A 26,004-nucleotide genomic window follows, 5' to 3' on the forward strand; every position below is an offset into this window, starting at 1 on the left:
ATCATTTATCAATCAACATGCAAGTGGTACCCTTATAATCAGAGGAAAAAACCGTAGGAGGATTAATACGTTTTGATACATAAAGCCAGAGAGATGTTAGAGAAGTTTTACGGTTACTCATCGTTCCGAGCAGGGCAAGAGAGAGCGATCCAATCGGTTTTGAATGGGGAAGACACCCTGTGTGTTATGCCGACTGGCGGGGGGAAATCGATTTGTTATCAGATTCCGGCGCTTGTATTTGAGGGAACGACGATCGTCATTTCTCCATTGATTTCTTTAATGAAAGATCAAGTAGATGCATTGCTTCAATTAGGTATTCCCGCTACCTTCATCAACAGCTCACTCACAGGATTGGAAACACGGGAGCGGATTGGGAAGGCGAAGAGCGGAGAATACAAGCTCTTATATATCGCACCTGAAAGGCTGGAATCCTATGATTTTATGGGATTATTAAAAGAGTTGCATATTCCTTTGATAGCAGTAGATGAAGCCCACTGTATCTCCCAATGGGGTCATGATTTCAGACCAAGCTATAAGCGTATCCAGAGAATGATTGGCAGCTTATCGGAACGACCGACAGTATTGGCGTTAACAGCTACTGCGACCCCGAGGGTGCGTGAGGATATTTGTTTGTCGCTTGATATTGATGAGAACAATACGGTTTTGACTGGTTTTGAGCGGGAAAATCTATCATTTTCAGTGATCAAGGGACAAGACAGGTTCGGGTTTTTAAAAGATTTTCTTAAAAAAAATGAGAAAGAAGCGGGCATCATTTACGCAGCCACCCGAAAAACGGTCGATAAGCTGTACGAACAATTGAATAAAACGGGTATCAATGTTTCACGATATCACGCAGGAATGAATGAAGAAGAGCGGATGGAACAGCAAGAAAAGTTTCTGCAAGATCAGTCGAGAGTGATGGTTGCCACCAATGCATTTGGTATGGGGATCGATAAATCCAATATCCGTTATGTCATCCATTTTCAACTTCCGAAAAACATGGAAAGCTATTATCAGGAAGCAGGACGTGCTGGTCGCGATGGCCTTCCAAGTGAATGTATCCTTCTGTATTCTTCCCAGGATGTTCAAGTACAGCGTTTTTTGATCGATCAGTCGAGTGAATCTGACCGTATGACGCAAGAACTCGAGAAGTTGCAGCTCATGGTGGATTATTGTCATACAGAAAGCTGTTTGCAATCATCGATCGTAAATTATTTCAGCAATGAAGAAACACCGGCATGCGGTCGATGTGGCAATTGTACAGATTCGCGGGAAAGCATAGACGTTACACGAGAAGCTCAGATTGTATTGTCTTGTATCGTGAGAATGGGACAGAAGCGATTCGGCAAGACGATCATCGCTCAAGTGTTGACAGGTTCCAAAAATAAAAAGGTAATGGAGTTGCGTCTGAATAAGCTACCGACCTATGGAAAGATGAAGGAAAAGAGTATGAAAGAGGTGACGGACTTCATCGAGTTTTTCATCTCACAAGAACTGATTGCTGTCGAACACGGTACATTTCCTACCCTTTACGTAAAAGAAAAAGGGAAGGAAGTTCTCTTAGGAAAAGAAATCGTAAAGCGAAAAGAAGCAGTTCAAACGAAACAAGTGGCAGTCGATGATCCATTGTTCGAGGCACTGCGTCTTGTTCGAAAAGGGATTGCAGAGAAAGAAAACGTTCCGCCTTTCGTTATTTTTGCAGACACGGCATTAAAAGATATGTGTGTGAAACAGCCGCAGTCAGAAGCAGAATTTCTAGCGGTGACAGGGGTGGGGCAAAATAAACTTGAAAAGTATGGCGCACAGTTCATTGAAGCGATCACGGAATTTTTGGTTCAAAACCCTGAGCGGAAAGAGGAAGCGATAAAGGGAACAGACAGTAAGACGAAACCGAAAAAAGCCACACCAAACTCGCATTTTGAGACGTATAATTTATATAAAGAAGAGATGACAGTTGAAGAAATTGCAGAACATCGTGACCTCGCGGTGAGCACAGTGGAGAGCCATCTTATCCAGTGCATGCAAGAAGGAATGGATATTCATATGGAAGATCTGATTCCAGAAGAATATGTCTTCGAAATTGAAAATGCCATCAATCAAGCAGGTTCTGAAAAGTTAAAGCCGATTAAAGCACTGCTTCCTGATGAAGTGAGCTACTTTATGATTAAAGTCTATCTCTTACAACATGAAAGGCAAACGACATGATAACAAAGGGGCTATGGTGAAAAACACCATAGCCCCTTCATGTAATTCATGGATTTTCTCTATAGTGAGAAATCAGGTTTTTTCGGAAAACATCCAGTTTATCCTTTAAAAGTGGGTTATGCTTTAAAATAAGACTTTTTGCGGAGAACCTCGACGTTTTTTCCTTTTGGGACATATGTCCTTCCCAGATGACTGGAGATATCCTTTAATAAGAGAGAAATCTAAATTATTGGGGAGAACTGACATGAAAGGAAGCTTCTTTGCGTTTTTCGGTGGCGCTTTTATTACATTACAAGGTGTAGCCAATTCTCGTATCAGTCAAGATATAGGATCCTGGCAAACAGCTGCGATTACTCAATTGACAGGTTTTATCATGATTCTGCTGATCGTCTTATTCACAAGGAACCGAAAATGGAAAAAGTTCAAGCAAGTGAAACCCCTCTATTTGATAGGTGGATCTTTCGGAGCGATTGTTGTATTCAGTAATATCACGGCCATTCATCATATTGGTGTGACGCTCACCATTGCGGTATTACTGATTGCCCAACTGAGCCTGACCTTTATCATCGACAGCAAAGGCTGGTTCGGCGTTGTGAAACAGAAGATGGGTCTCCCGCAATTTATCGGGATTGGTATGATGATAGCTGGTGTGGTGATTCTGAAGTTCTAGCAGTGGAGGTTAGATGAAATGAAAGAAATCCATAATCGGAAAGAATTTGAGCAATATATACAATTCTATAACTTAGAATCGATCTTCAACCCACAATTAATTCCGCATATGTCTTTTTATAGATTTAAACAAGGTGAATTGATTGCTTCTCAAGGGGATACATCACAGTATCTTTATGTTCTTGTAAAAGGCAAGGTGAAAATTTTCACGACTACGGCAGAAGGTAAAGCCCTTATTCTGTCTTTCAAAACACCATTAGAATTAATCGGTGATATCGAATATGTACAAGGGATAGACTTCATCAATACAGTTGAAGCTGTATCGGATGTCGACATGTTAGGCATCCATCAGCAATGGTTGAAGAAGTTCGGACGTGAGGACGCATCTTTCCTGAACTTCCTCCTGGAGATTATCACTCAAAAGTTTTGTGTCAAATCCAATTCCTTAAGCTTCAATCTGCTCTATCCAGTGGAAGTGAGGTTAGCAAGCTATTTATTATCAATCTCCGATGATGAATCGGATATTCAATTAAATGGACAATTAAGTGCACTAAGCCTAAAGGATACTGCCAATTTGATCGGAACGAGCTATCGACATCTAAATCGTGTTATCCAAAGCTTTGATGAGAAAGGACTTGTCGAGAGGAAAAAAGGATATCTCCTTGTGAAAGATCGAGAAGGACTTAGGGAAATAGCAGGCCATAACATATATGAATAATTGAAAGAAGGTATGCAGGATATGGTTTCAGGACTATTAATGGCAATCACAGCAGGTTCACTTGTGAGCTTGCAAAATATATTCAACAGCAAGGTAAATGAACGGGCGGATACATGGACAACGACCACTTTAGTTCTTGGATTAGGCGCAATCGCTTCATTTTTGATCGGGCTTTTCGTTGAAGGTAAAGGAATGTTCAATTTTGCCAATATGGAACCTTGGTACTGGTTCAGCGGTTTAATTGGTATCGGAGTCGTGACATGTCTTGTACAAGGTGTCAAATGGCTTGGACCAACATATGCGATATCGATTGCGTTGACCTCTCAGCTTGGATTTGCATTATTATGGGATTCACTTGGATGGTTTGGTCTCGAAAAGGTACCGTTCACGGCAAAGCAATTGATCGGTGTACTGGTGATCGTAGGAGGAATTGTGGTTTTCAAGTTCGGAGGAAGACATAAAGTCCTTCAAGATTCGAAAGCGGCATAAAAGGGGAATGGTGTTTCTGAATCAACTTAAGACTCCCGACGGATAATATGGGACAGGAGTCTTTTTCCATTAAGCTCTGTGCGAAGTGGATATCGATCAATTTTTGATTTTTCGGGTCCACTAATACGTAAACCCGTACTTCCTTTTCTTTATTTTTTGTAAAAAACAAGGAAAAACTAGCTTGATTTCTCAAGCTAGCTTCATCAGAATCATTCCTCTTCTACAATCTCGAAATTCTTCATCATTTCACTGAGTCTTACGCCGTGTCCTTCTTCTGCTTCGAGGAAGTAGCGTTGATGGAAGATATAGGAGCCGCCGTCTTCATCTGGAATGACGTAGTATCGGTTGATGACGCTGTCCCAGTTGTTTCCATCTAGTGTCCGTGCGGTTTGTGAATTAATCGGATAGTCGGTTTGTTCAAAGGTGAATCCGTGTTCGGCTTCCAATTGGCTGATTGTTTCTTCCACAGATTGGTCTTTTTTTCTTATGATCTTCATGAACACTTCAGGATATTGTTCTGGAAGTGGCTCTTTTGTGGTGATGATATCGAAATCTTCGTGTTTTTCCATCTTATAACGTTCTTCATCTACATAGATGACATATCCGTGTTCAATACTGTCGTTTAGAGAAGCTGTTCCTTCTTCTTCAGTTCCCTCGATCGGGATTTCCACTTCTTTTTCTGGTGCGAACCATTCTTTCACTTTATCGACGAGTGCATACCCTGGCGTTGTATTCAATAGACCGATCGCGAGCAGTACAGCTGCTGCTATTGTTGCCGCGAACCCGATCCACTTTGATTTTTTCTTTTTTGGCTTGACGAAATCAAGCTGATCTTCAATCGCTTTCCATGTTTTTTCTTTTTGTAGTTCGTTTATTTCGTATTCCTGCTTCAATTTTGCCTCCAACATATCATCAAACTTGTTCTTGTCCATGGTAATCTCCCCTTAATTCTTCTCTCAGCAGCTTCCGAGCTTGAAAAAGTCTTGATTTCACAGCACCGATACTGATTTCAAGTACTGACGACATTTCTTTTTCGCTCAAGCCTTCCACATATTTCAGCACGAGTGCCTCTCTATGGTCTTCTTTCAATTTTTCCATTGCTTCATCAAGGATTTCATTATCAGTTGCGGGCTGAGTAACCTTGTCCTCATATGCACTCTGCGGAACTTGATCAATATCGGTTTCAGGTTTGCGTTTGCTGATCAAGCGTCGGACTTCGTTTGTCAAAATGCGATAGAACCAGGGTTTGAAGGGTTTAGAATCATCATAAGTATGAATGCCTTTGTAAACACGTATGAAGGTTTCCTGTACTGCATCTGAGGCGTCTGATTCGTTCTTCAACATCGACATGGACGCTCTCATTGCTGCTTGATAATACTCGTCGTATAAGGCTCGAAACGCTTTTTTATCGCCTTTTTTTATCTTTTTTATCGTTTTTTTATCCAACTGGGATCTCCCCTTTTTTCTTTCTCATATGTAATACCTTTGTACCATAGGAAAAGTTTTAAAAGCTATAAACTTTTTAACATTATCAGTTTTGTATTGTTTAATAATGATTGGGAAAGTGTGGCTTGCAACGAGAGGCTAACGGACACCAGAGCCGTTATTTGTGACAAAAAGGGGTGTTTCCGAATTTTAACGGACACCAGAGCCGTTATATGTGAACAAACCAGGTGAAATCCCACCTGGTTCACGGAATAAGATCCCTGATGTCCGTAGGGTTATAAGGTTATAGGATTTTGACAGAATAAGGTCTCCTGTGTCCTTTATCGTATCACTTGGAAAACTCAATCAGGTAACGGCGAGGGAAAAGCGGTAGAATAAGTGGTCAAACAATGGAGTAAAAAAGTTTCCCCCGCGATCTATGTATAGAAAGCAGGGGAATCCTGTGTAGTCCGGCACTGGGATAGATGCCGGACGTAATACATTACCCGTTTATATGATATTTAAAACCTTTTTTATCGTTTTCACTCATGTTCTGTTGCAATTTGCCACGTAACACCATATTGATCCTCAAGCCGGCCGAACATTGCACCCCAGAATACTTTTTCAAATGGCATTAATACCTTCCCACCTTCAGATAGGCCATCAAATGCTTCACGTGCTTCATCTTCTGATCTATACTCAAGGACAAGATTCAAATTGCTTCCCTTGTGAACAGGTTCTCTAACAGCATCAGCCATAAAAAATATGTGACCTGCAACCTGTAGAGTAAGATGCATCACTTTCTCTGCAATTTCTGGTGGAGAACCTGGTGCTTGATCAAAGGTTTGAACGCTTACAACTTCTCCTTTTAAAGCTTGGGCATAAAAGTCTGCTTGTCTTTTTGCATCTTCGCTGAATATGTATGGGTATAAGTTTGCCATTGAACCACTCTCCCTTTGCTTTTATGAAAAGTATACCACAAGCTGCTGTCTATTCTTTTTGTTTAAGAAAGTGATAATAAGGTTTAGGAGGAGGCTTAACACGAAGTAAAGAGCTATTGAAGAGGGTCTGGAAAGGGTATCATTCTTTTGTTTTGACATTGACATTAGTGTAAAGCTTTATAATAAATAATACCTATTTTGAAAGGGAGGTGCGATTCTTGAAGATTGGTAAAATCACGAACCTTACTGGTGTCAGTGCTCGTTCCATAAGGCATTATGAAAAGAAAGGATTACTGAACGTCCCACGTCTCGAAAATAATTACCGTGAATTCGATGAATCTGTTATTGAAGAAATTCAAACCATCCAAATGTATTTAGGATTAGGACTCACGACAGACCAAGTTAAGGCAATTTTGTTCTGTGAACGCCCTGAAAACAAAGAAATCAAGGAAAAAGATGAGTATTGCGATGAATTGCTTGAAATGTATCAAGAAAAACTACAAGAAGTCCGCAGCCAAATAGAAGCCTTATCAGAGGCTCAAACCCAACTTGAACAACAGATATCCAGAATGAAAAATACACGAAGAAAAGTACCAGGACGGGATGACTTAATTCAGGGGGATATGAAATGACCATTTTAGTAACGGGAGCGACTGGTACTGTTGGACGTCATCTAGTCAACCAACTGCTTCAAAAGGGGGAGCGTGTACGTGCACTTACTCGGAATCCAAAGAGAGCTATGTTGCCGAAAGAGGTTGAAGTAGTAGGGGGAGACTTAAGCGATCCTGATACCCTTATAACTGCATTCAAGGATGTGAAGGCTGCACATATAATAACAAGCGGTACTGGGCATGTTCCACTCCAAACTGGACCCGAAATTGTTTCCCTTGCATCGAGATCAGGGGTACAGCGTGTGACGATTCTCTGGAGTGGAGAAAAAGGAAGCGTTGAAAAAGCTGTTGAAGCCAGTAACCTGGAATGGACTCAACTGCAGCCAGTTGAATTCATGGCAAATGCATTGAAATGGGGTGAATCCATACGCTCACATGGTGCTGTAAAGGATATGTTTGGAGAATCCCTTAGTGCGCCTATTCATGAAGCAGATATCGGAAGTGTATCGGCAAATATCTTAACTTCTAATGGGCACTCGAGTAAAATCTATCCATTGACAGGGCCGGAAGTCTTGAGCGTTATCGATAAAGTTCGCATAATCAGCTCAGCCATCAAGCGGCAGATTCATTTTCATCAGCTTTCGGAAAAAGAGGAACGTGATCGTATGAGGCAAATGGATGTCCAGGATGACGTGATTGATTATGTGATCAATTGGCACGCAAACCCTCCAACGGCTGCATACACCGTGGTTCCTACCGTCAAAGAGGTGACAGGTCAGCCTCCGAAATCATTCGCTGAGTGGGTTTTAGAAAACAAAAAAGAATTTTTATAACCAGCATAGCAAGTTGCTTCTGGCAACTTTAAGTGTACAAACGGGCGCTTTTCTGTGATAAAGAATGCGCCTTTTTACTTTTTGAAGAGTTAAGAAAAGAGAAAAAAAGAATCGATCGTTTTTCTACTTAAGGCATCTAATGGTGTAAGCAGGAGATGTAAAAAATGTTACCGAAGTATTATTGAATAAATGATCGAATTTGTTATTTATGGAGATTTATTAAAACGAGGAGGAATTAGATGAATAAAAATATATCATTAATTCATTCAACAAATTTAGCTCAAGTTGATTATGCATACGCCAGTCGCGTACCATCGGAAATGGAGTTGTTATTTCTGGCAGGAGCCTGTCCACTTAATAAAGATGGAGAAGTACTTAATTCATGTGATTATAATCTACAAGCTAAAATATGTGTGGAAAATTTGAAAGAAGCATTGAACGAGTGTGGTGCTTCATTGAATGACGTGGTGTATACCAGGGTTCTAGTAGCATCTCAAAACCGTTCAGATCTGGTAACAGCATGGGAAACAATTAGAAATGAGTTTGGTGATCATGATGTTCCAAGCACCTTATCTGGAGTTACCGTATTAGGCTATGCAAATCAATTGGTGGAAATCGAAGCTGTAGCGGCATTAGAAAAACGTTGAATATGACTAAAATAGTTAGATAAGGTCAAGAAGGGGGATTACCCCACACGATATTTGTACTCCTATGATGTAGGGGGGATTTCTTATGATATATGATCATCAAAATAAAACAATCACCACTAAAAGGCTAGTACTGAGACTGTTTCAAAAATCTGATGCAGCAGAAGTTACTAAACTATGTAATAATTATAATATTTATAAAAATACATTGTACCTCCCTTATCCTTACTCTATGGAGGATGCTTTATTGTGGATTGACCATCATCTTGATAATTTTAACGCTGATAAATTATATAAATTTGCGATAACTGATAAGGAAAGAGGTGAATTATATGGGCTATAGCGCTATCTAACAACCAAAGATTCAATAATGGTGAAATAGCCTATTGGATTGGTGAAGAATTCTGGGGAAATGGATATGCGACAGAGGCAGCAAAAGCTATCGTACAATTTGCATTTGGTGAAAAGCAATACCATAAAGTATTTGCTCGTTATTTTACTTCAAACCCAGCTTCAGGAAGGGTTTTGCAAAACATCGGCATGAAAAAAGAAGGATATTGATTGACCATGTGAGGAAAAATCGATATGAAGATCTAGTATATTATGGAATTATCAACTCAATAGGATTATAGATTGACTACTTATTTGTGACTGGTCCCGCTTTCGCGTTCAAGGGTAGATTTTACATATAAGAAAAAGCGTTGAGTAAGATTGGAGCTGAGTACCATCGCGACACTTCATATAATGGTTGGTCTCCCGTGCAGTGGTAAAACCACGCTTGCACGTAAACTTGAAAAGAAGTATTCGGCACTTCGACTAACCCCTGATGAATGGCATATTCGCTTGTTCGGACAAGATATAGATGAAAAGGAACATGATGCTAGACACGATTTAGTCGAAAGTCTACTTTGGGATGTTGCTGCTAGAGTTTTATCTATTGGCGCTGATGTTATTTTAGACTTTGGATTTTGGGGGCGTAGTGAACGAGATGATTTTCGATCACGAGCAGCAGAATTAGGTGCTGACTTTAAAATCCATTCTTTAAATGTACCTGAAGAGATCCTTCTAAAACGTCTTGCAGAAAGAAATACTCAACTTCCACAATATGCATTTCCACTAACTGAAGATATGCTTAAAAAATGGATACAGTTGTTTGAACCTCCTACTCAAGAAGAACTTGAATAATCTATTTTTAGACGAACGGAGTTTTTTTCAGTAAGTTTTGAAAAATTTCCGAAGGATACTCATAAGTACAAAAGACATAAGATTTAGTATTCGTATCAGGAAACGGAGGTTTATCAGGGATGGTTGCTTTGTACGATCATATTGGTTTAAATTATGACACCACCCGTAAAGCTGATTCTGAGATTACCAGACGATTAAGAAATCATTTGCAAGTACCAAATGGAAGTAAAGTACTTGATATTGCTTGTGGGACAGGTAATTATACTGTTGCTCTAGAAAATACAGGTTTGAATATGACTGGCTGTGATCTGTCGTATAAGATGCTTCAGCAAGCAATAAGCAAATCAAAAACTATAAATTGGGAAATAGCCGATGCGGGTAAACTATCCTTCAAGAATAACACCTTTGATGGAATCATCTGTACCTTGTCCATTCACCATTTCAATAATTTAATAGCTCCTTTTCACGAAGCTTTCAGAGTTTTAGATAATGGGAGACTGGTCATTTTTACTTCTTCCCCTGAACAGATGAAAAACTACTGGCTGAAAGAGTATTTTCCTGATGCTATTCAAAAATCTGCTGAGCAAATGCCGAATGTATCTGAAGTAAGCAACACGTTAGAAACCATTGGGTTTAGTATTATTGGCCGGGAGACATTTTTAATACAACCTGATTTAGAGGATTTTTTCCTTTATAGCGGAAAGTATCAACCGATTATGTATTTGGATGAGAAAGTACGATCAGGAATTTCAACCTTTGCTAATTTAGCTTCAAAAGAAGAAGTAGATGAAGGGTGTCTTAAGCTAAAAAAAGATATCGAAACAAAAAATATAGAGAAAGTAATTAATAAATATAGTAGTGACTTAGGTGATTATGTTTTTATAATTGCTGGAAAGAAATAGTTACATGGTTTTTTTATAAGTCGGCGTCTGTTTAACACAATTGGGTGACGAAGCAAATATAAGGTGAGAACAAATGGATTTAGGGGCTCCAATAATAGCTGCAGCAAGATTGTATGAGTGTGTAGCATCTGAAAAATCACATCGGCTCGTAGATATGGTGGATTATTACTATACTATAAATGTAATAGGCGGTACTTGATTGAAAATATGTAAGATTACAACGAGCTTAACACTAAAGCTCGTTGTAATCTTACATTTGAAGAAAGTATAAAAATACTTTCTTCCGTAAAAGCGCAACTAATGCTCAACCTGCGCCAAAGGCTTGGCTTTGCCAAGTTTAGTGATTTGGGAATACTTTTTGCTGAAGCGTCAGTTCGTCAATGAGCTTTTGATTCGGTTCATAACCGATACCAGGACGATTTGGGACATGGATGAATCCGTTCTTCATCGTAACTTCCGGTTCGATGATGTCCTGCTTCCAGTAATGGGAGGAAGGGGCAGTGTCACCTGGGAGGCTGAAGTTTGAGAGAGTAGTAATGGCGATATTGTGCGCTCGACCAACCCCAGCTTCCAGCATGCCACCACACCAGACCGGAACCTCATGCTGTTTACACAAGTCATGGATTTTCTTCGACTCAGTCAAACCGCCTACCCGACCGATTTTGAGATTAATAATTTTACAGCTTCCGAGTTCGATAGCTTTTCGTGCATCCTCGACGGTATGGATACTTTCATCAAGGCAGATCGGTGTCTTCAGTTTAGACTGCAATTTCGAGTGGTCATAAATGTCGTCATGTTCGAAGGGCTGCTCGATCATCATCAGATCATATTCATCTAACGCTTGAAGGTGTTCGATATCATCGAGCGTGTAAGCGCAATTGGCATCTGCCATCAGCTGGATATGAGGGAATTCGTTTCGGATCGCTTTGATAATCTCGATATCCCATTCCGGCTTGATTTTCACTTTCACCCGTTTGTAGCCTTCCTCTAAATATTTTTCAATTTGTACGAGCATGTTCCGTACAGAATTTTGGATGCCGATACTGATTCCGACTTCGATCTTGTCTTTTTTTCCACCTAATGCTTTAGCAAGTGGGAGGTCTTGTTCCCGAGCATACAGGTCCCAAATTGCTCCTTCGAGTGCAGATTTCGCATTAAAATTCCCACGTATGGATCGAAAGCGATCCGAAACAACATCGGGATGCTCGATAGGACCTTCGTACAATTTAGGAATCAAGTGGTCGCTCATCATGTGCCAGTTCGTTTGTACTGTTTCTTCATTATAAATCGGGTGGAGGATTGACACGGATTCAGCCCATCCCGATAAACCACTTTTCGATTGGACCTCAACGAGAATGAAGTCCTTGTCATATTCCGTACCAACACTCGTTGTAAAAGGGTTTAAGAGTTCGATTTTAAGATGTCTCAGTATGATTTGCTTAATTTCCATCCGTGCTGTCTCCTTGTACTCTTTTTTCCATGAGATAATAGAATGAATCCTGTTGTTGCGGATTTTTCAAAAGGTCAATGACAATCCATCCTTGAGAGATGTAGTTGGTGAACACCATACGTGTCGTCTCACGCCAATCTAATGCGAGTGAGAAATTCTTCTGCTTCAATTCTTGGAAATTCCCAGGAACCGGGACCAATAAATTAGTGTTTTTACAGTTTAAATCGATTTGTCCAGGAACAAGACAGTCATTCCGATATCCCGTTTGTATGGTTGAAGGTATATCATCAACAGAACCTTCCGATATGGAAAGTCCCGGTCTCTTGATCCACCACTCGACCAAAAAACGGTCAGAAGGAATCCCTGCATTCAATTCATCAGGAATTTCACCATAAGCATCCTCTATATAGACAGAACAACTTCCACCGAGCTTATGAAGGTTCAGATTACCATTCACGGTCTCCAAAGGATCGAATGTCCATTTGATGAGGTCGTGCCCTTTTTGAAGGGCTGTCTCTTTTTGTGCGATTTTCAACATTTCACCGATTCCCATTCTCCGGCAATCCGGATGTATTCCAAGACTGTGCGAGTAAAGGTATATTTTCTGTCCATCAAAACCCGGAAAGCTGTATTGGAAACCGACGAGAACATCCCCCAAAAAAGCCCCAAGGATGAAACCGCCATTTTTAACTGCTGCAAGTGTTTGAGTGACAGGCACTGATTCTTCTACACTCCATACGAGCGCTTCAAGCTTTCGGACCGCTTCTAATTCATCTGCCGTCTGAAGATTATGGATCTTGATCGATGAGCGTACTTGGTTGTCCATGGTCATTCCTCCATCCTGTTACCATTGTTTCGTATCTGCTTCCAATAACATTTGGGTTAAAATTTTCGTTCCATAAATCAATGCTTCCTTAGAAAACTTCATTTTCGGGTGATGCAGGCCAGGCTTCAGATCACAGCCTAGACCGATCATCGTTCCCGCGATATCAGGATTTTTCCATGTATAAAAGTGAAAATCTTCAGCGCCGGGAGAATTACAAACCGGGATGAAATTCTTTTCTCCGAGTATGGTGACGATCGCAGTTTTAGCAGCATCGATAGCGGTTTCGCTTTCAACGGCGGCAGGCGAATGTTCTTCTATTGCCGTTTCGATATCCGTTCCAGTCGTAGTGGCGATTTTCTTACATATGTTCTGTGCACGTTCAATCAGCTTCGTCATCGTCGCATTCGAAGCAGACCTTAGGTCGAAGGTGAAACGGGCTTTTTCTGGAATCAAATTGGTCGCTTCACCGCTATGAAGTTCGGTTATTTTTATCGAGTAGGATTCCGATTCAGACAACTTGATTGTCTTGATTTCTTCTATTAAAAGGGCAGCTGCATCAATCGGATTGTTCCCGTTCTCTGGCCGTGAAGCGTGAGCGGCCGAACCAGTGATGAGACCTTTCAAACTGGCCGTCGACCCATGGGTAATTACAGGAGCAGCTTGACCGAACGGAATTTCAAAAGCCGGACGCAAGTGGATACCACCCAGGAACTTCACATCCTCCAAAGCCCCATCCTTCATCATCTGCAGAGCCCCTCCCGCTTTCTCTTCAGCCGGCTGGAAGATGAAGCGCATTGTATGGCTCGGCTTGAAGTCGGCTAAAGTCAGGGCAGTAAAGAGGACCATCGTACTATGGGCATCATGTCCGCACGAATGATTCGCACGGACCACACCATCGACTTCTTGCATGAGCGCATCAAGATCTGCACGGAGGGCAATGACTTTCCCGCTCTCACCAGGGATTTCCGCAATGAAACCGAAGTGCCCATCATAGGTTTTGACATCAAGTCCAGCCTGTGTAAGCATCTTTTGAATGTAAGCCGATGTTTTTTCTTCCTTCCAACTGGGCTCAGCAAGCTGATGGAGTTCTTCATAGGTTTTTAGGATTCGTTCTTTTTTCTCCTCTATGGCATTTATCGGGTTGAACCTCAATGCTGAAACACTCTCCTTTTTCATTTAAAAGATGATATGGGCAATGACTACGACGATCGGCAATGTAATGATCGTGCGCAACAAGAAGATGAGAACCAGATCTTTGATGCTGATCGGCAGCTTTGATCCGAGGAGCAGGCCGCCCATTTCAGACATATAGACGAGCTGAGTGACCGATACACACGCGATGATGAATCGTGTCATTTCACTCTCGATACCGCTTCCGATTACAGCAGGGAGGAACATATCCGCAAAACCGACGACCATCGTTTGTGCCGCTTCAGCTGCTTCAGGTACCTGCATCAAGGTCAGGACCGGTTCGAAAGGTTTCCCGAGGATCGTGAAGAAAGGCGTATATTCAGCGATCACCAATGCGACGGTCCCGATGGCCATTACGATAGGCAGGACACCGAGCCACATATCCATTACATTCTGTATGCCTTCTTTGAAAATGTTCGATACTCGGTCATTTTTCTTCGCTTTTTCCAGTGCTAGATTCATACCTGTTTTGACAATCGAAACGTCAGAAGGTAAATTGCTTTCTGCTTTCAGTTCCGTTTCTTCGTATCCTGAGTTGGCTTTACGGGATAACGGTGGGATTCTTGGCATGATGATTGCAGCAGCAAGTCCTGCGATGATGATTGTCATATAGTAGTGGAGGAAATAGTGCTCTAGTTCAAGATAGGAAATGACGACGATAGTGAAAGTGATCGATACGACAGAGAAGGTCGTTGCAACAACCGCAGCTTCACGCTTCGTATAATAGCCATCTTCATATTGTTTCGTCGTCAACAGGACACCGATCGTTCCATCTCCGACCCAGGAAGCAAGACAGTCGAGCGATGAACGCCCTGGTAATGTAAAGACGGGTCTCATCACCTTCATCAGTAATGCTCCGAAAAATTCAAGTAATCCAAAGTTTAATAGAAGGGGCAAAAATAAACCTGCTAAAAGGAATGTCGAGAAGAGAATCGGAATCAAGTCATAGATTAATAGCCCACCCGTATTTTCAGAAAAAATCCATCCGAACCCTAGCTCATACAAAGTGATGATGGCAAAAAGCATTCCTAGAATACGAGCGGTCAACCAAAATGTGCTCACATTCAATAATTTATTCAAGTATGCATCTTCTAAAATGAAAGCGGGTTTGGCGAGGACTGCAACCAATGAACCGATAACAGATAGGGTGATTGTCAGTACAGCAAGAACTGGTATGGCATCTCCAAGTAAACTATTGATCTGGTTAGCTAAATAGGCAACAGAAATCGTAATGCCATCCTCTCCAGAAATCGGAATCATGAATAGAAGGATTCCTAGGAGAGAAGGGATGATGAACTTCAAATAATCATTGAACATGAACGAGGGTTGTGCAGGAAGTTTTTCGTTCGTCTTTGTTTGACCATTCATTAAATTTCACCTCTGTAAATTTTATTTTTATTCAAGAAAAAGTCCCTGCTCTGTGTATAATTGCTCTAACTTTTGCTGTCGGATACTGATTTTTTCCCGATCACGGGATTGTATACCTACAATGATTACTTCTAAAAGGCTCACAACAGATGCGATGGAATGATGCCCTGATTCCATATACTCTTCGCTCGTCAACGTGATGGAAGCCAGTTGACCAATTGGTGAAAGCTGTCTGTTGGTGATGGCGATAATTTTTGCTTCTTGTTCAATCGATAGGTTCGCAAGCTGAAGGGACTCTTTTCGGTAACGTGGATAGGAAAAGATGACAACGACGGAATTTTCTCCGAGTTCGCAAATGTCTTCCGGTAAAAAACCCGTAGGACTTGATAAGTAAACATTTTTCCTCAGCTGCTTCAATGTATAATAGAACCAATAACTTGCAGCATGGGAGCTTCCGAACCCGCCGATATACACTTTGTCCGCTTGAATCAATTCCTCTACCGCTTTCCAAAGCTCGTCTGTGTCCAGCTGTTGTAGTAATTGCTGTAAAATCGACTTTTCCTGGTCAATCACTTTTTTGAATATATTTTCCTTGTCATGTGTAGTTTTGGTAGATTCGTTTTCCGTTTCAACATGTTGATGATCGACAAGCCACTCTTTACGGATCTGTTCCTGCATTTCAGAGTAACCTCTGAACCCGAGGGAGTAAGAGAATCTGATAACAGTCGTTTCACTTACACCAACCTTACGACCGAGCTGGAAGGCAGTAAGTAAAGCGCTGTCATATTTGTGCTGCAAAAGGAATTCAGCAACCTTTTTCTGACCAGAAGATAAATTCGGAAATCGTTCCTTGATCGTATATGTCAAAGTGTTATTTGCCATTGGATCCTCCTCGTCCAACAAATAATGAAGGAAATCCTTCTTTTAAATGAGTATAACGCATAAAATCCTTCATGACCAATAAAAAATAAGATAATTCTAAAAATTAAAATGAAACATGACACAGTGAAGATTTGGTAAAGAAACTTTTGAGGAATATGAAGGCTCATTTCGAAGCTAACAGATTGAAAGAACGAAGAATGTACTTAAGAGAATAGCATTAGAAAATCTTGAAGAGATGTTAAAGGCTTTTTATGAAGTTCAGCTGAATTACGACCAACCACAAATTATTGAGGTTGGTGATTTAGAGGATGGTTTCATGTTAGTTTCCCTTCAGTTAGTTTAATTACGGAAAAAACGTATACAAATTCATATTTGTTAATGAAGTTTATTCCCTCTAATGAATTGACGGATAAAAACCACTATGACTAATAGAAATGGGATGATAAATTCAAACAAAGGAAAGATCGATTTAAGAACAAATTTTAAGAACAAATTTCCCTTGTGATATATCCTAATGTCGTTTATCAACAAGAGTGGGATATGAATACAGCAAATACTTATTCGTTATCTGTAGGATTATTTTTACCCTTATTGCTGTTAGTAGTAGCTTTTTTTCGAAAAAAAATGGACCCAGAAAAAAGACACTTGAGAAATTAGTAGGTATTGATTCCCTTAAAGATTCTCTAAAACTGTCTTTATACGTGAAACCCCTTCTTCTATTAAATCTTCGGTTAAACTACCATATCCCATAACAATTTTATTTTTATGTTTCCTTTTTGAAATGGTATATGGTTCTATTGGATAGATGATTACGCCTTGGTCTTTTATACAATTGACCAGTTTTTCCGTGAAATCAACTCCCTCCAATTCCAATACTAAATGCATTCCAGCTGCTTTACCATGGATTTTGAAATGACTAAAGTGTTTACTGATTGAACGGACCATTGCTTTCCTTCTCTGTTTATAGATGCTTTTCATCCTTCTAACATGCCGATCCAGATAGCCCTCCTTAATGAAATGAGCTAAAACCATCTGATCAATCGTACCGGTATGTCTATCTAAATACCACTTTTTTTGGCGGAATTGTTCCACGAGGTGCCAGGGCAACACCATATATCCGATTCTGAGGGAAGGAGATAAGATTTTGCTGAATGTTCCGACATACATGACATTTTCAGGATCTAACCCTTGCATAGAAGCGACAGGAATTCCATCATAAGTAAACTCGCTGTCATAATCATCCTCAACAATGTAAGCATTATGTTCTCTCGCATATTCAATCAATTGAATCCTTCTCTGGATAGGTAATGTGCTACCTAATGGAAATTGATGGGATGGAACTACGAATATAAAGCTGGGATCATGATCGGTTGGCAGGCATTGGGTCATTATCCCTTTTTCATCTACCGGTACTGGCAAAACATCCGCTCCGGCGTTTTTAAAGATGGGAAGCATCTCATCAGCGATTGGATCCTCGATGATAACTTTCTTGTTATGAGTCGTCAGGAACTTTGTGATCAAATAAAGACCTTGTGTCGCCCCTGAAGTAATGATGATTTGTTCAGGATGGCATTTTACGCCTCTAACTCTTGAAAGATAACGGCTTAAAACATTTCTTAGTTCGATGATACCCTGGGAAGGATTATAACCAAATAAACCATCCTCTGAATGTAAACAAACTTCCTTGGTAAGATTCCCCCAGACGCTTCTTGGGAAATAGTCCATGGCAGGGTTGCTTGCTTTAAAGTCGATGGCATCAACCGATGGAGGGGGATTCGATACATGATTTTGATTTTCTAATTCCATTGGTTGCTCTGTTTTTTTTACCAATAACGAAGAACCTTGGGATACATAAGTTCCAGAACCAGGTCTGACTTCTATATAGCCTTCGATCACTAATTGGTCATATGCTTCTAAGACAACATTCCGTGACACACCGATATTATTTGCAAGCTCCCTGGAAGAAGGAAGTCGTTCTCCGGCTTGGAATTCATTGTTCAATATCCTGTTACTTATTTGATCATAGACCTGTTGGGGTAGTGTCTTATCAGAAAATCGATTGACAGAGAAATTCAGCAAAGAAAGTCCTCCTAATCAGAATTGGTACTATGAAATTGATATTAAAGTGGTTCTATTACATACCAGTATATCATGTTATCCTTCTCATAAAGTCAATTGGAGGTACAGTGATGAAAACAATAGGTTTAATTGGCGGTTTAAGCTGGGAGTCTACTTCGGAATATTATCGGATCATCAATGAACAAGTGAGATCGGAATTGGGAGGGGTACACTCAGCAAAGTGCCTGCTCTATTCATTTGATTTTGAGGAGATTGTCCAACTGCAAAAATCCGGGGCATGGGACTTGGCTACGGACAAAATGATCCATGCTGCGGTTACGTTGGAAAGAGCAGGCGCTGACTTGATTTTGATATGTACCAATACAATGCATAAGATGGCAGGAGAAGTACAAAGCAATCTATCCGTTCCTCTATTGCATATCGTTGATACAACGGCCTCTGAAATCAAAGAAGCTGGTCTAGACTGTGTCGGGTTATTAGGAACAAAATATACAATGGATAACAACTTTTATAAAGAGCGTTTTCAACTGAAACACAATATTCAAGTAATCAGCCCCGACGAAGAGGATCAAGAAATCGTCCACGATGTGATTTTTAATGAACTATGCCAGGGAAAAATGATTCCAAATTCGAAGGAACGATATCTTGATGTGATTGAACGACTAAGAGAGAAGGGGGCTCAAGGTGTTATTCTCGGTTGTACAGAAATACCACTCCTGATCAAACAGAACGATACAGGCATGAAACTGTTCGATACTACATTCATACATGCAAAAACTGCAGTAGAGCTCGCAATGGTAGAGGACAATAATAAGCAAAAAGATATTCCTGTAATGAAAGAAATTATTAAAAGGTGATAATACGAAGTTTGGTTCTTCACCAAGCTATCAGCAAAATAATTGATAACCACATATTCGAGGCTGGGACAAATGAACTTTGTTCAATAGAAAACCCGAACAATTTGTCCGGGTTTTCTTCAGTGGTAATGAATGAAGGTTCCGCTTCGTCAACATCCTTCGCTTTCCGCGGGCACGGCCTCAGCCTCCTCAGAAAGCACAAATCGCTTTCTTGCGGGGTCTTCGACTCGTGCTGTTCCCGCAGGAGTCTCCGGATATTGTCTACGCTTTTCGTCTTTCATTTTCACCAATCTATTTTATTGTTCGTCTTTTCTGTTGGCAGTTATAGTTTTGTCCCAGCCTCGATTTGGATTTAGAAGCTTTATTTACCCATCTTAATAATATAATACGTTGACTTTATTACACTTTAGGCATTTTTCGTAATTGTGATCACCTTGAAAATGATGATCACAATTTTGCTGTAAATCAATCAGACGTTTCTCCAAAAAAGCAAGGTGAGCTTTGTGTTGATTAATTTCCCTTTCAATTTTATGAGCAACCACCGTAATATGACCTCCTCAGAAAGTTACTGATATAGTTTACCTCCAGATTGTCTAAACTCTTCTGCTTTCTCTTTCATCCCTTCTTCAATCGCTTCCTTCGTATCAAGATTGTTTTCCTTTGCATAATTACGTATATCTTGAGAGATTCTCATACTGCAAAATTTCGGTCCGCACATGGAACAGAAGTGTGCAGTTTTTGCGCCTTCAGCAGGTAGAGTTTCATCATGAAATTCCAATGCTCTTTCAGGATCCAAGGATAAATTGAATTGGTCTCTCCAACGGAATTCAAAACGAGCTTTTGATAAGGCATGATCTCTTTGGTGGGCACCTGGATGGCCTTTGGCCAGATCAGCAGCATGCGCAGCGATTTTATACGTAATGACGCCTTCACGGACATCATTTCTATTCGGCAGTCCTAAATGTTCTTTTGGTGTGACATAACAAAGCATGGCCGTTCCATACCACCCAATCATTGCAGCTCCGATAGCCGAGGTAATGTGATCATATCCAGGGGCTATATCAGTTGTAAGGGGTCCTAGTGTATAGAATGGTGCTTCCTTACATAGTTCAAGTTGCTTATCCATGTTTTCTTTAATAAGATGCATTGGTACATGTCCAGGACCTTCGACCATAACCTGTACGTCGTGCTTCCATGCAATCTTTGTTAACTCCCCAAGAGTCTCCAGTTCTGCAAACTGTGCTTCGTCATTCGCATCTGCAATGGACCCAGGACGTAAACCATCTCCTAAAGAGAATGCAACGTCATAGGATTTCATAATTTCACAAATTTCTTCGAAGTGGGTATATAAAAAGCTTTCTTTATGATGATACAGGCACCATTGTGCCATGATCGAACCACCTCGTGATACAATTCCTGTCAAGCGTTTCGCTGTTAACGGAACATATTGTAAAAGGACACCAGCATGAATGGTGAAATAATCAACACCTTGCTCAGCTTGTTCAATCAAAGTATCGCGGTAAACCTCCCATGTAAGGTCCTCAGCAATACCATTCACTTTTTCAAGTGCTTGATAAATCGGAACGGTGCCGACAGGGACAGCTGAATTACGGATAATCCATTCACGCGTGGTATGGATGTCTTTCCCTGTTGAAAGATCCATGATATTATCTGCGCCCCAGCGAGTCGCCCATGTCATTTTTTCAACCTCTTCCTCGATCGAAGATGAAACAGCAGAGTTCCCGATATTCGCGTTGATTTTAACATGGAATCTACTTCCTATGATCATAGGTTCTGTCTCTGGATGGTTGATATTAGCAGGGATGATCGCGCGGCCTCTTGCAACTTCATTCCGTACGAATTCCGGTTCCATATTTTCCCTTAATGCGATAAATTCCATTTCTGGAGTGATGATTCCCTTTTTTGCATAATGAAGTTGTGTTACATTTCTTCCTTTCTTGGCACGTAATGGGTGGCGTTTCAAACCGGGAAATAGGTTATGGTTGGCGCGTGGGTAATCTTTATCACGATAACCATTATCTTCAGGTTTGATGTCCCGACCCTGATATTCTTCAACATCGTCCCGTTCATGAATCCATCTGCTTCGAAGAGCCGGAAGGCCTTTTGAAATATTTACTGAATACTCATGATCCGTATAAGGTCCGCTGGTATCATAGACACGAACCGGCTGATTTTCTTCCTCACCAAAGGAACCTGTGGTCGGATTCAATTCGATTTCGCGCATCGGAACCCTGATATCAGGTCTTGATCCTTGTACGTATACTTTCTTACTACCTGAGAAACTTGACATGATGGAAATGTTTTTTTCATTCAATGAGGTTGCTGACATTGTTCGATCTCTCCCTTTTTAGATTTGAAAGGACGAGATCTAGAGCAGGTCCAACGGCATGAGGAAAAGACAGGACATAAAAAAGCCGGATCCAACAAGGATGGACCCGGCTTAATATGTAGAAGTATCCTCTCATTAAAGAGGTTGTATCTAACTTCCCCACGCTGGTATGATCCAGATCAGGTCCAAAGGGTCAAGAAACTTTGACGTGTTTCTCTCTCAGCCCAAACTATTGGACTCCCCTAGTTACTTCTATTAAATTTGATTTCTAGTATACATGAGTCTTCTTTAAAATAAAAGGATGGCTTTATTAATCTTCACTGTTGATTTTGCATAATTTACGAAACTCCTGCGGGAAAAGCGAGCCAGGCGAGACCCGCAGCGAGGAAACTCGCTAGGAGGCTCGCGGATCGCCCGCAGAAAGGGAGTGAATTTTCAATGCTTGTGATCAAATTCCTTTCACAGCACCCTTATACCGTTGATAGTAAGCTTCGACATTGTTGAGTAATAACAATTCAGTATATAGGTAGACTTTCATATTGAAGTCGTTGAAATCGATATTCGTTAGTTCTTGTATTTTTTTCATCCGGTAATTCAAGGTGTTCGGATGGATGAACAATTCATTAGCGGTCTGTTTACCTTTCCCGTCATTAGCTAAATATACTTCAAGCGTTCGAAGCAGATCCGTCTGTTTTTCTGCATCATTCTTGATCAATGATAATAAATCATCACTATAGTAGTCTTTAGAACTGTTCTTTTCATAGAGAGTGGCTAAGTAACGGTATATTCCCAGATGAGCGAATTCCCGTGGCATCGATTCAGGACGAGGACTGATAAAGTTTGCCGTTTCAATGACCTCAAGGGCTTCTAGAAAACTTTTTCTCAAATGATACAATGAGGTGTATTCTTTTCCAACGCCGATCAAGAAGTTATAAAAGTTTTCTTCCCCTGTTTCATCCTTGACCTTTTCAATCATCCTTCTGGCTAATTCCAGTGAAGAAAATCTCTCGTCTGATCCGTAGAGTATCAATATTACCTGGTATTCCGTCTTCAAAGTATAGATCTGTGAATGAATATAAGAATTGTGGACCATCTTCTCAAGATGATCGAGCATAGATTTATATGGAGATGCTGTTATAGAAAAAACGACGACAGAAAACCGTTCTGGTAATGTAAGCTTTGCCAATGAAGCATCATGGCGTAATTGACTTTCACTTCCATATTCGTGATGGAGCAACTGCCACCAAATTTCCTCTTTTCTACCCTTTTTGGCATTATCTTCTGAATAAACATCATTGATCAAATGACCAAGGTGAGGGGAGATCTCTTCCAGGAAGGCAAGATCATCACTTTGTAAAAGTTGGTCGGATTCCTGGATCCAAATATATCCCATGGTATTACCAAGATACTTGGCTGCAATTACAACGCGTTGGTGGAATCCTAACTCCTCCATTGAATGGACTCGGATCGGGTCAGAATGTTTCTCAAGGCGATGAACAATTCCTTCTTTCTTCAGTCGATCAATGATGAAAATTGGACATTTCTTCGAAAGGATGGTCTTCTGCTGTGTCAAATCGAATTGATCGAAAGAAGAACTGTAAGAAATCAATTCAAAATTTTTATTTTCAATAATCACAGGGTTGCCCAGTTTTGAGCTGATCAGTTCCGTTGCTTTATGAATATCTTCTGCTTGGAGGATCAATTCTTTTATTTCCATAGGAATCCTTACCTTTCCATCGGGACTATTACACCCTATTATAACGGGTTATTTCGGAATGAAAAGGGAAAAGCTCCCCCAGTTGATGGGAGAGCTTCGTTAGATGAACCTTGAAAACGAGGTATTAGATTAATATTTTTCGGAAATTGTCTTGGCTAGCATATGAAGAGCCAAGTAATCAGGACCGCCCGCTTTAGAATCGGTGCCTGACATTTTAAATCCTCCGAACGGTTGGTAGCCAACAATGGCTCCTGTGCAATTGCGGTTGAAGTATAGGTTACCTACATGGAAATCGTATTTTGCTTTTTCAAGGTGTTCCCGGTTATCAGAGATGACCGCTCCCGTTAATCCATATTCAGTATTATTGGCAATCTCAATCGCTTCATCAAAATTTTTCGCTTTTGTGAAGCAAACGACAGGACCGAATATTTCCTCCTGCTGCATACGTGAATTCGGATCGAGATCAGCAAATATAGTAGGTTCGATAAAGTAGCCTTCAGAATCGTCACCTTTACCTCCTGTAATAAGGCGTCCTTCTTCTTTCCCGATTTCGATATAACTCATCACTTTGTCGAAGGCACTTTGATCGACCACCGGCCCCATATAGACATTTTGCTCTGAAGCATTACCTACGGTCAATTCTTCAGTCCGTCTTTTCACCATATCGAGCAATTCGTCATAGACATCCTCATGGACGACAGCACGGGAACCTGATGAACATTTTTGCCCGGAAAAGCCAAAGGCAGACACAACGATAGCTTCAGCAGCTGTTTCTAAGTTGGATTGGTTATCAACGACAACTGTATCCTTACCGCCCATTTCAGCAATCACTTGTTTCAAATGATTCTGACCTTCCTGGATTTCAGCAGCACGCTTGATGATACGAGTTCCAGTTGCGCGTGAACCTGTAAAGGAAATTAGGGAGGTTTTCGGATGATCGACAAGATAGTCGCCAACTTCTCCGCCGCTTCCAGGTACGAAATTCAAGACGCCTTTCGGTAGACCTGCTTCTTCTAGAACCTCGACGAATTTGGCTGCGATAACGGGACTGTTGCTGGCAGGCTTCAGTACGACTGTACTACCTGTTACAAGCGGTGCAACAGTGGTTCCCGCCATGATAGCAAGAGCCAAGTTCCAAGGTGGGATAACGACAGCTACACCAGTTGGCGTATAAATGTAGCGGTTCTGTTCACCCGGACGGCTTTCGACTGGTTTACCTTCTTTCAATTCAATCATTTGGCGACCGTAATATTCTAAGAAGTCGATCGCTTCTGCTGTGTCTGCATCCGCTTCTTTCCATGGTTTCCCTACTTCGTAAACCAAATACGCGGAAAATTCATGCTTGCGTCGTCTAATGATACTTGCTGCACGGAAAAGTAACTCAGCACGAGCTCTTTCATCCCATTTTCTCCAACTCTTAAAAGCTTCTGAAGCGGATTCCACAGCTTGATCAGCAATCTCTTGATTCGCTTTTGAAACATAACCCACAACTTGTTTTGTATTGGCAGGGTTTCTGGAAACAATTTGTTCTTCAGTACGAATTCTTTCACCGTTTACAAGTAGATCATGTTTTTGACCCAATTCATCTTTTACTTTCCGTAAAGCCTCTTCGAAAGCTTTTTTATTCTCCTCTAGTGTGAAATCAGTAAATGGTTCGTGTTTATATGGTGTTACCATAATGAAATTCTCCTTTCAATTTTTACTTGCTGAAAATTCCTTTGATTGCAAACGCAATATTTTCAGGTCTTTCAGCTAAACGTCTCATGAAATAGCCGTACCAATCTTCCCCATAAGGCAGATACACACGCACTGTATATCCTTCTTTCACAAGTTCGGTCTGCATTTGGTTTCTCATTCCATAGAGCATTTGAAACTCGAAACGGTCTCTCGGGATTCCGTGTTCTTCCACCAATTTTTTAGTGTAGTCGATCATGGCATCATCATGGCTGGCAACAGCAGTGTAATGACCATTCAAGAGATTTTTCTTGATGAGCCGTTTTAAATTTTCATCAACCATTCGCTTCTCTGGAAAAGCCACTTTACTGGATTCCTTATAAGCTCCCTTAACAAGTCTGAGATAGGGGTCATAACTTTGAAGAGCATCTACATCCTCATTAGATCGATAGAGATAGGATTGAATCACAGTTCCCAAATTCCTATATTTCTGCTTTAATTTCTTGTAAATCTCAAGAGTTGCATAGCATCTAGAGGAATCCTCCATGTCAATGGTCACCGTAATTCCATTTTCCTCAGCCTTTGACAAAATCAGTTCCATGTTTTCCATAACCAGTTCATGACTGATATCGAGACCTAATGATGTCAGTTTCACAGAGACCTCAGAATCCAATTGATGATGAGTTATAGAACAAATGCTCTGGAGACACTCCTGCGCATGTTTTCTTGCCTCATCAACGGAATTGACGAATTCCCCCAGGTGATCGACTGTAACTTGAAATCCATCATGGTTCAGTTGTTTGATCAAGGGAATTGCATGAGCGAATGTTTCTCCGCCTATAATCTTATCAGCCCCAAATCTTGCTCCCCAACGTTTCGCTAATCGATCTAATACCTTGTTGTTGGAAAGATACAAGAAGAAGCGTTTACTTATGACCTCCAAGCTCACCACACCTTCCTTATTCGACATTTCCCTGTTACAAGG

At 40.8% G+C, this 26,004-nt stretch carries 23 protein-coding genes, 1 pseudogene and 1 riboswitch; of the genes and pseudogenes, 11 read left to right on the forward strand and 13 right to left on the reverse strand.

Annotated elements, in window-relative coordinates:
* The first annotated feature begins 93 nt into the window (after positions 1 to 93).
* The 4 genes from recQ to N8M93_RS06770 all read left to right on the forward strand — a co-directional run bounded on the left by recQ (position 94) and on the right by N8M93_RS06770 (position 4,081).
* Positions 94 to 2,205, forward strand: coding sequence for a DNA helicase RecQ (recQ, locus tag N8M93_RS06755; RefSeq protein ID WP_396125442.1), 2,112 nt, complete (start codon positions 94 to 96; stop codon positions 2,203 to 2,205).
* A 244-nt stretch (positions 2,206 to 2,449) separates the two neighbouring features.
* A complete protein-coding gene (locus N8M93_RS06760; RefSeq protein ID WP_261130503.1) occupies positions 2,450 to 2,875 on the forward strand; it encodes a DMT family transporter in 426 nt (141 codons plus the stop codon).
* 18 nt (positions 2,876 to 2,893) lie between these two features.
* A complete protein-coding gene (locus N8M93_RS06765) occupies positions 2,894 to 3,592 on the forward strand; it encodes a Crp/Fnr family transcriptional regulator (protein ID WP_261130505.1) in 699 nt (232 codons plus the stop codon).
* Positions 3,593 to 3,613: 21 nt separating this feature from the next.
* Entirely contained in the window at positions 3,614 to 4,081 is a 468-nt protein-coding gene (locus N8M93_RS06770; RefSeq protein WP_261130506.1) for a DMT family transporter, read from the forward strand.
* A gap of 209 nt (positions 4,082 to 4,290) precedes the next feature.
* Here N8M93_RS06770 and N8M93_RS06775 read toward each other — a convergent pair whose 3' ends face one another.
* The 3 genes from N8M93_RS06775 to N8M93_RS06785 form a co-directional block, all read right to left on the reverse strand.
* Entirely contained in the window at positions 4,291 to 5,013 is a 723-nt protein-coding gene (locus N8M93_RS06775) for a hypothetical protein (RefSeq protein ID WP_261130507.1), read from the reverse strand.
* A complete protein-coding gene (locus tag N8M93_RS06780; RefSeq protein ID WP_261130508.1) occupies positions 4,994 to 5,527 on the reverse strand; it encodes an RNA polymerase sigma factor in 534 nt (177 codons plus the stop codon). The genes N8M93_RS06775 and N8M93_RS06780 overlap by 20 nt, the downstream gene beginning before the upstream one ends.
* A 521-nt stretch (positions 5,528 to 6,048) precedes the next feature.
* The gene (locus N8M93_RS06785) at positions 6,049 to 6,447 is read right to left on the reverse strand and encodes a VOC family protein (protein ID WP_261130509.1); all 399 of its coding nucleotides are present in this window, start codon (positions 6,445 to 6,447) and stop codon (positions 6,049 to 6,051) included.
* Between the two features lie 218 nt (positions 6,448 to 6,665).
* Between N8M93_RS06785 and N8M93_RS06790 the strand changes: the two genes are divergently transcribed.
* From N8M93_RS06790 to N8M93_RS06815, 6 genes and pseudogenes are all read left to right on the forward strand, one after another.
* Positions 6,666 to 7,079, forward strand: coding sequence for a MerR family transcriptional regulator (locus tag N8M93_RS06790; RefSeq protein ID WP_261130510.1), 414 nt, complete (start codon positions 6,666 to 6,668; stop codon positions 7,077 to 7,079).
* Positions 7,076 to 7,891, forward strand: coding sequence for an NAD(P)H-binding protein (locus N8M93_RS06795; RefSeq protein WP_261130511.1), 816 nt, complete (start codon positions 7,076 to 7,078; stop codon positions 7,889 to 7,891). The genes N8M93_RS06790 and N8M93_RS06795 overlap by 4 nt, the downstream gene beginning before the upstream one ends.
* Positions 7,892 to 8,130: 239 nt before the next feature.
* Positions 8,131 to 8,538 (forward strand): RidA family protein, encoded by a 408-nt coding sequence (locus N8M93_RS06800; protein ID WP_261130512.1) that lies wholly within the window; start codon positions 8,131 to 8,133, stop codon positions 8,536 to 8,538.
* A gap of 85 nt (positions 8,539 to 8,623) precedes the next feature.
* Positions 8,624 to 9,170 (forward strand): annotated as a pseudogene (locus tag N8M93_RS06805) (GNAT family N-acetyltransferase).
* A gap of 79 nt (positions 9,171 to 9,249) precedes the next feature.
* Positions 9,250 to 9,723, forward strand: a complete 474-nt coding sequence (locus tag N8M93_RS06810) for an ATP-binding protein (RefSeq protein WP_261130513.1) — start codon at positions 9,250 to 9,252, stop codon at positions 9,721 to 9,723.
* Between the two features lie 119 nt (positions 9,724 to 9,842).
* The gene (locus N8M93_RS06815; RefSeq protein WP_261130514.1) at positions 9,843 to 10,625 is read left to right on the forward strand and encodes a class I SAM-dependent methyltransferase; all 783 of its coding nucleotides are present in this window, start codon (positions 9,843 to 9,845) and stop codon (positions 10,623 to 10,625) included.
* Positions 10,626 to 10,962: 337 nt separating this feature from the next.
* Here N8M93_RS06815 and menC read toward each other — a convergent pair whose 3' ends face one another.
* The 6 genes from menC to N8M93_RS06845 all read right to left on the reverse strand — a co-directional run bounded on the left by menC (position 10,963) and on the right by N8M93_RS06845 (position 18,421).
* Positions 10,963 to 12,075 carry an o-succinylbenzoate synthase gene (menC, locus tag N8M93_RS06820; RefSeq protein WP_261130515.1) on the reverse strand — a complete coding sequence of 371 codons (1,113 nt, stop codon included), beginning with the start codon at positions 12,073 to 12,075 and terminating at the stop codon, positions 10,963 to 10,965.
* The gene (locus tag N8M93_RS06825) at positions 12,065 to 12,901 is read right to left on the reverse strand and encodes a GNAT family N-acetyltransferase (protein WP_261130516.1); all 837 of its coding nucleotides are present in this window, start codon (positions 12,899 to 12,901) and stop codon (positions 12,065 to 12,067) included. The genes menC and N8M93_RS06825 overlap by 11 nt, the downstream gene beginning before the upstream one ends.
* A gap of 18 nt (positions 12,902 to 12,919) precedes the next feature.
* Positions 12,920 to 14,053, reverse strand: coding sequence for an amidohydrolase (locus tag N8M93_RS06830; RefSeq protein WP_261130517.1), 1,134 nt, complete (start codon positions 14,051 to 14,053; stop codon positions 12,920 to 12,922).
* A 24-nt stretch (positions 14,054 to 14,077) separates the two neighbouring features.
* Positions 14,078 to 15,460, reverse strand: a complete 1,383-nt coding sequence (locus N8M93_RS06835) for a YjiH family protein (protein ID WP_261130518.1) — start codon at positions 15,458 to 15,460, stop codon at positions 14,078 to 14,080.
* 27 nt (positions 15,461 to 15,487) lie between these two features.
* Positions 15,488 to 16,342, reverse strand: coding sequence for a MurR/RpiR family transcriptional regulator (locus N8M93_RS06840; RefSeq protein ID WP_261130519.1), 855 nt, complete (start codon positions 16,340 to 16,342; stop codon positions 15,488 to 15,490).
* Between the two features lie 672 nt (positions 16,343 to 17,014).
* Positions 17,015 to 18,421 (reverse strand): PLP-dependent aminotransferase family protein, encoded by a 1,407-nt coding sequence (locus N8M93_RS06845; protein WP_261130520.1) that lies wholly within the window; start codon positions 18,419 to 18,421, stop codon positions 17,015 to 17,017.
* Positions 18,422 to 18,531: 110 nt separating this feature from the next.
* On the opposite strand from N8M93_RS06845, the gene N8M93_RS06850 reads away from it, so the two are divergent.
* Positions 18,532 to 19,278, forward strand: a complete 747-nt coding sequence (locus N8M93_RS06850) for an aspartate/glutamate racemase family protein (protein ID WP_261130521.1) — start codon at positions 18,532 to 18,534, stop codon at positions 19,276 to 19,278.
* 565 nt (positions 19,279 to 19,843) lie between these two features.
* Here the strand turns inward: N8M93_RS06850 and thiC are convergent.
* The 4 genes from thiC to N8M93_RS06870 all read right to left on the reverse strand — a co-directional run bounded on the left by thiC (position 19,844) and on the right by N8M93_RS06870 (position 25,962).
* Positions 19,844 to 21,628: a phosphomethylpyrimidine synthase ThiC gene (thiC, locus tag N8M93_RS06855; protein ID WP_261130522.1), complete on the reverse strand. Its 1,785-nt coding sequence runs from the start codon at positions 21,626 to 21,628 to the stop codon at positions 19,844 to 19,846.
* A gap of 139 nt (positions 21,629 to 21,767) precedes the next feature.
* Positions 21,768 to 21,882, reverse strand: a riboswitch (TPP riboswitch).
* A gap of 194 nt (positions 21,883 to 22,076) precedes the next feature.
* Positions 22,077 to 23,345: a CdaR family transcriptional regulator gene (locus N8M93_RS06860; RefSeq protein ID WP_261130523.1), complete on the reverse strand. Its 1,269-nt coding sequence runs from the start codon at positions 23,343 to 23,345 to the stop codon at positions 22,077 to 22,079.
* A 129-nt stretch (positions 23,346 to 23,474) separates the two neighbouring features.
* A complete protein-coding gene (gene pruA / locus N8M93_RS06865; RefSeq protein ID WP_261130524.1) occupies positions 23,475 to 25,022 on the reverse strand; it encodes an L-glutamate gamma-semialdehyde dehydrogenase in 1,548 nt (515 codons plus the stop codon).
* Between the two features lie 22 nt (positions 25,023 to 25,044).
* Positions 25,045 to 25,962, reverse strand: a complete 918-nt coding sequence (locus N8M93_RS06870; protein WP_314728268.1) for a proline dehydrogenase — start codon at positions 25,960 to 25,962, stop codon at positions 25,045 to 25,047.
* Between the last annotated feature and the right edge of the window lie 42 nt (positions 25,963 to 26,004).

Source organism: Bacillus sp. Marseille-Q3570, from assembly GCF_946151055.1.
GTDB lineage: Bacteria > Bacillota > Bacilli > Bacillales > Fictibacillaceae > Pseudalkalibacillus.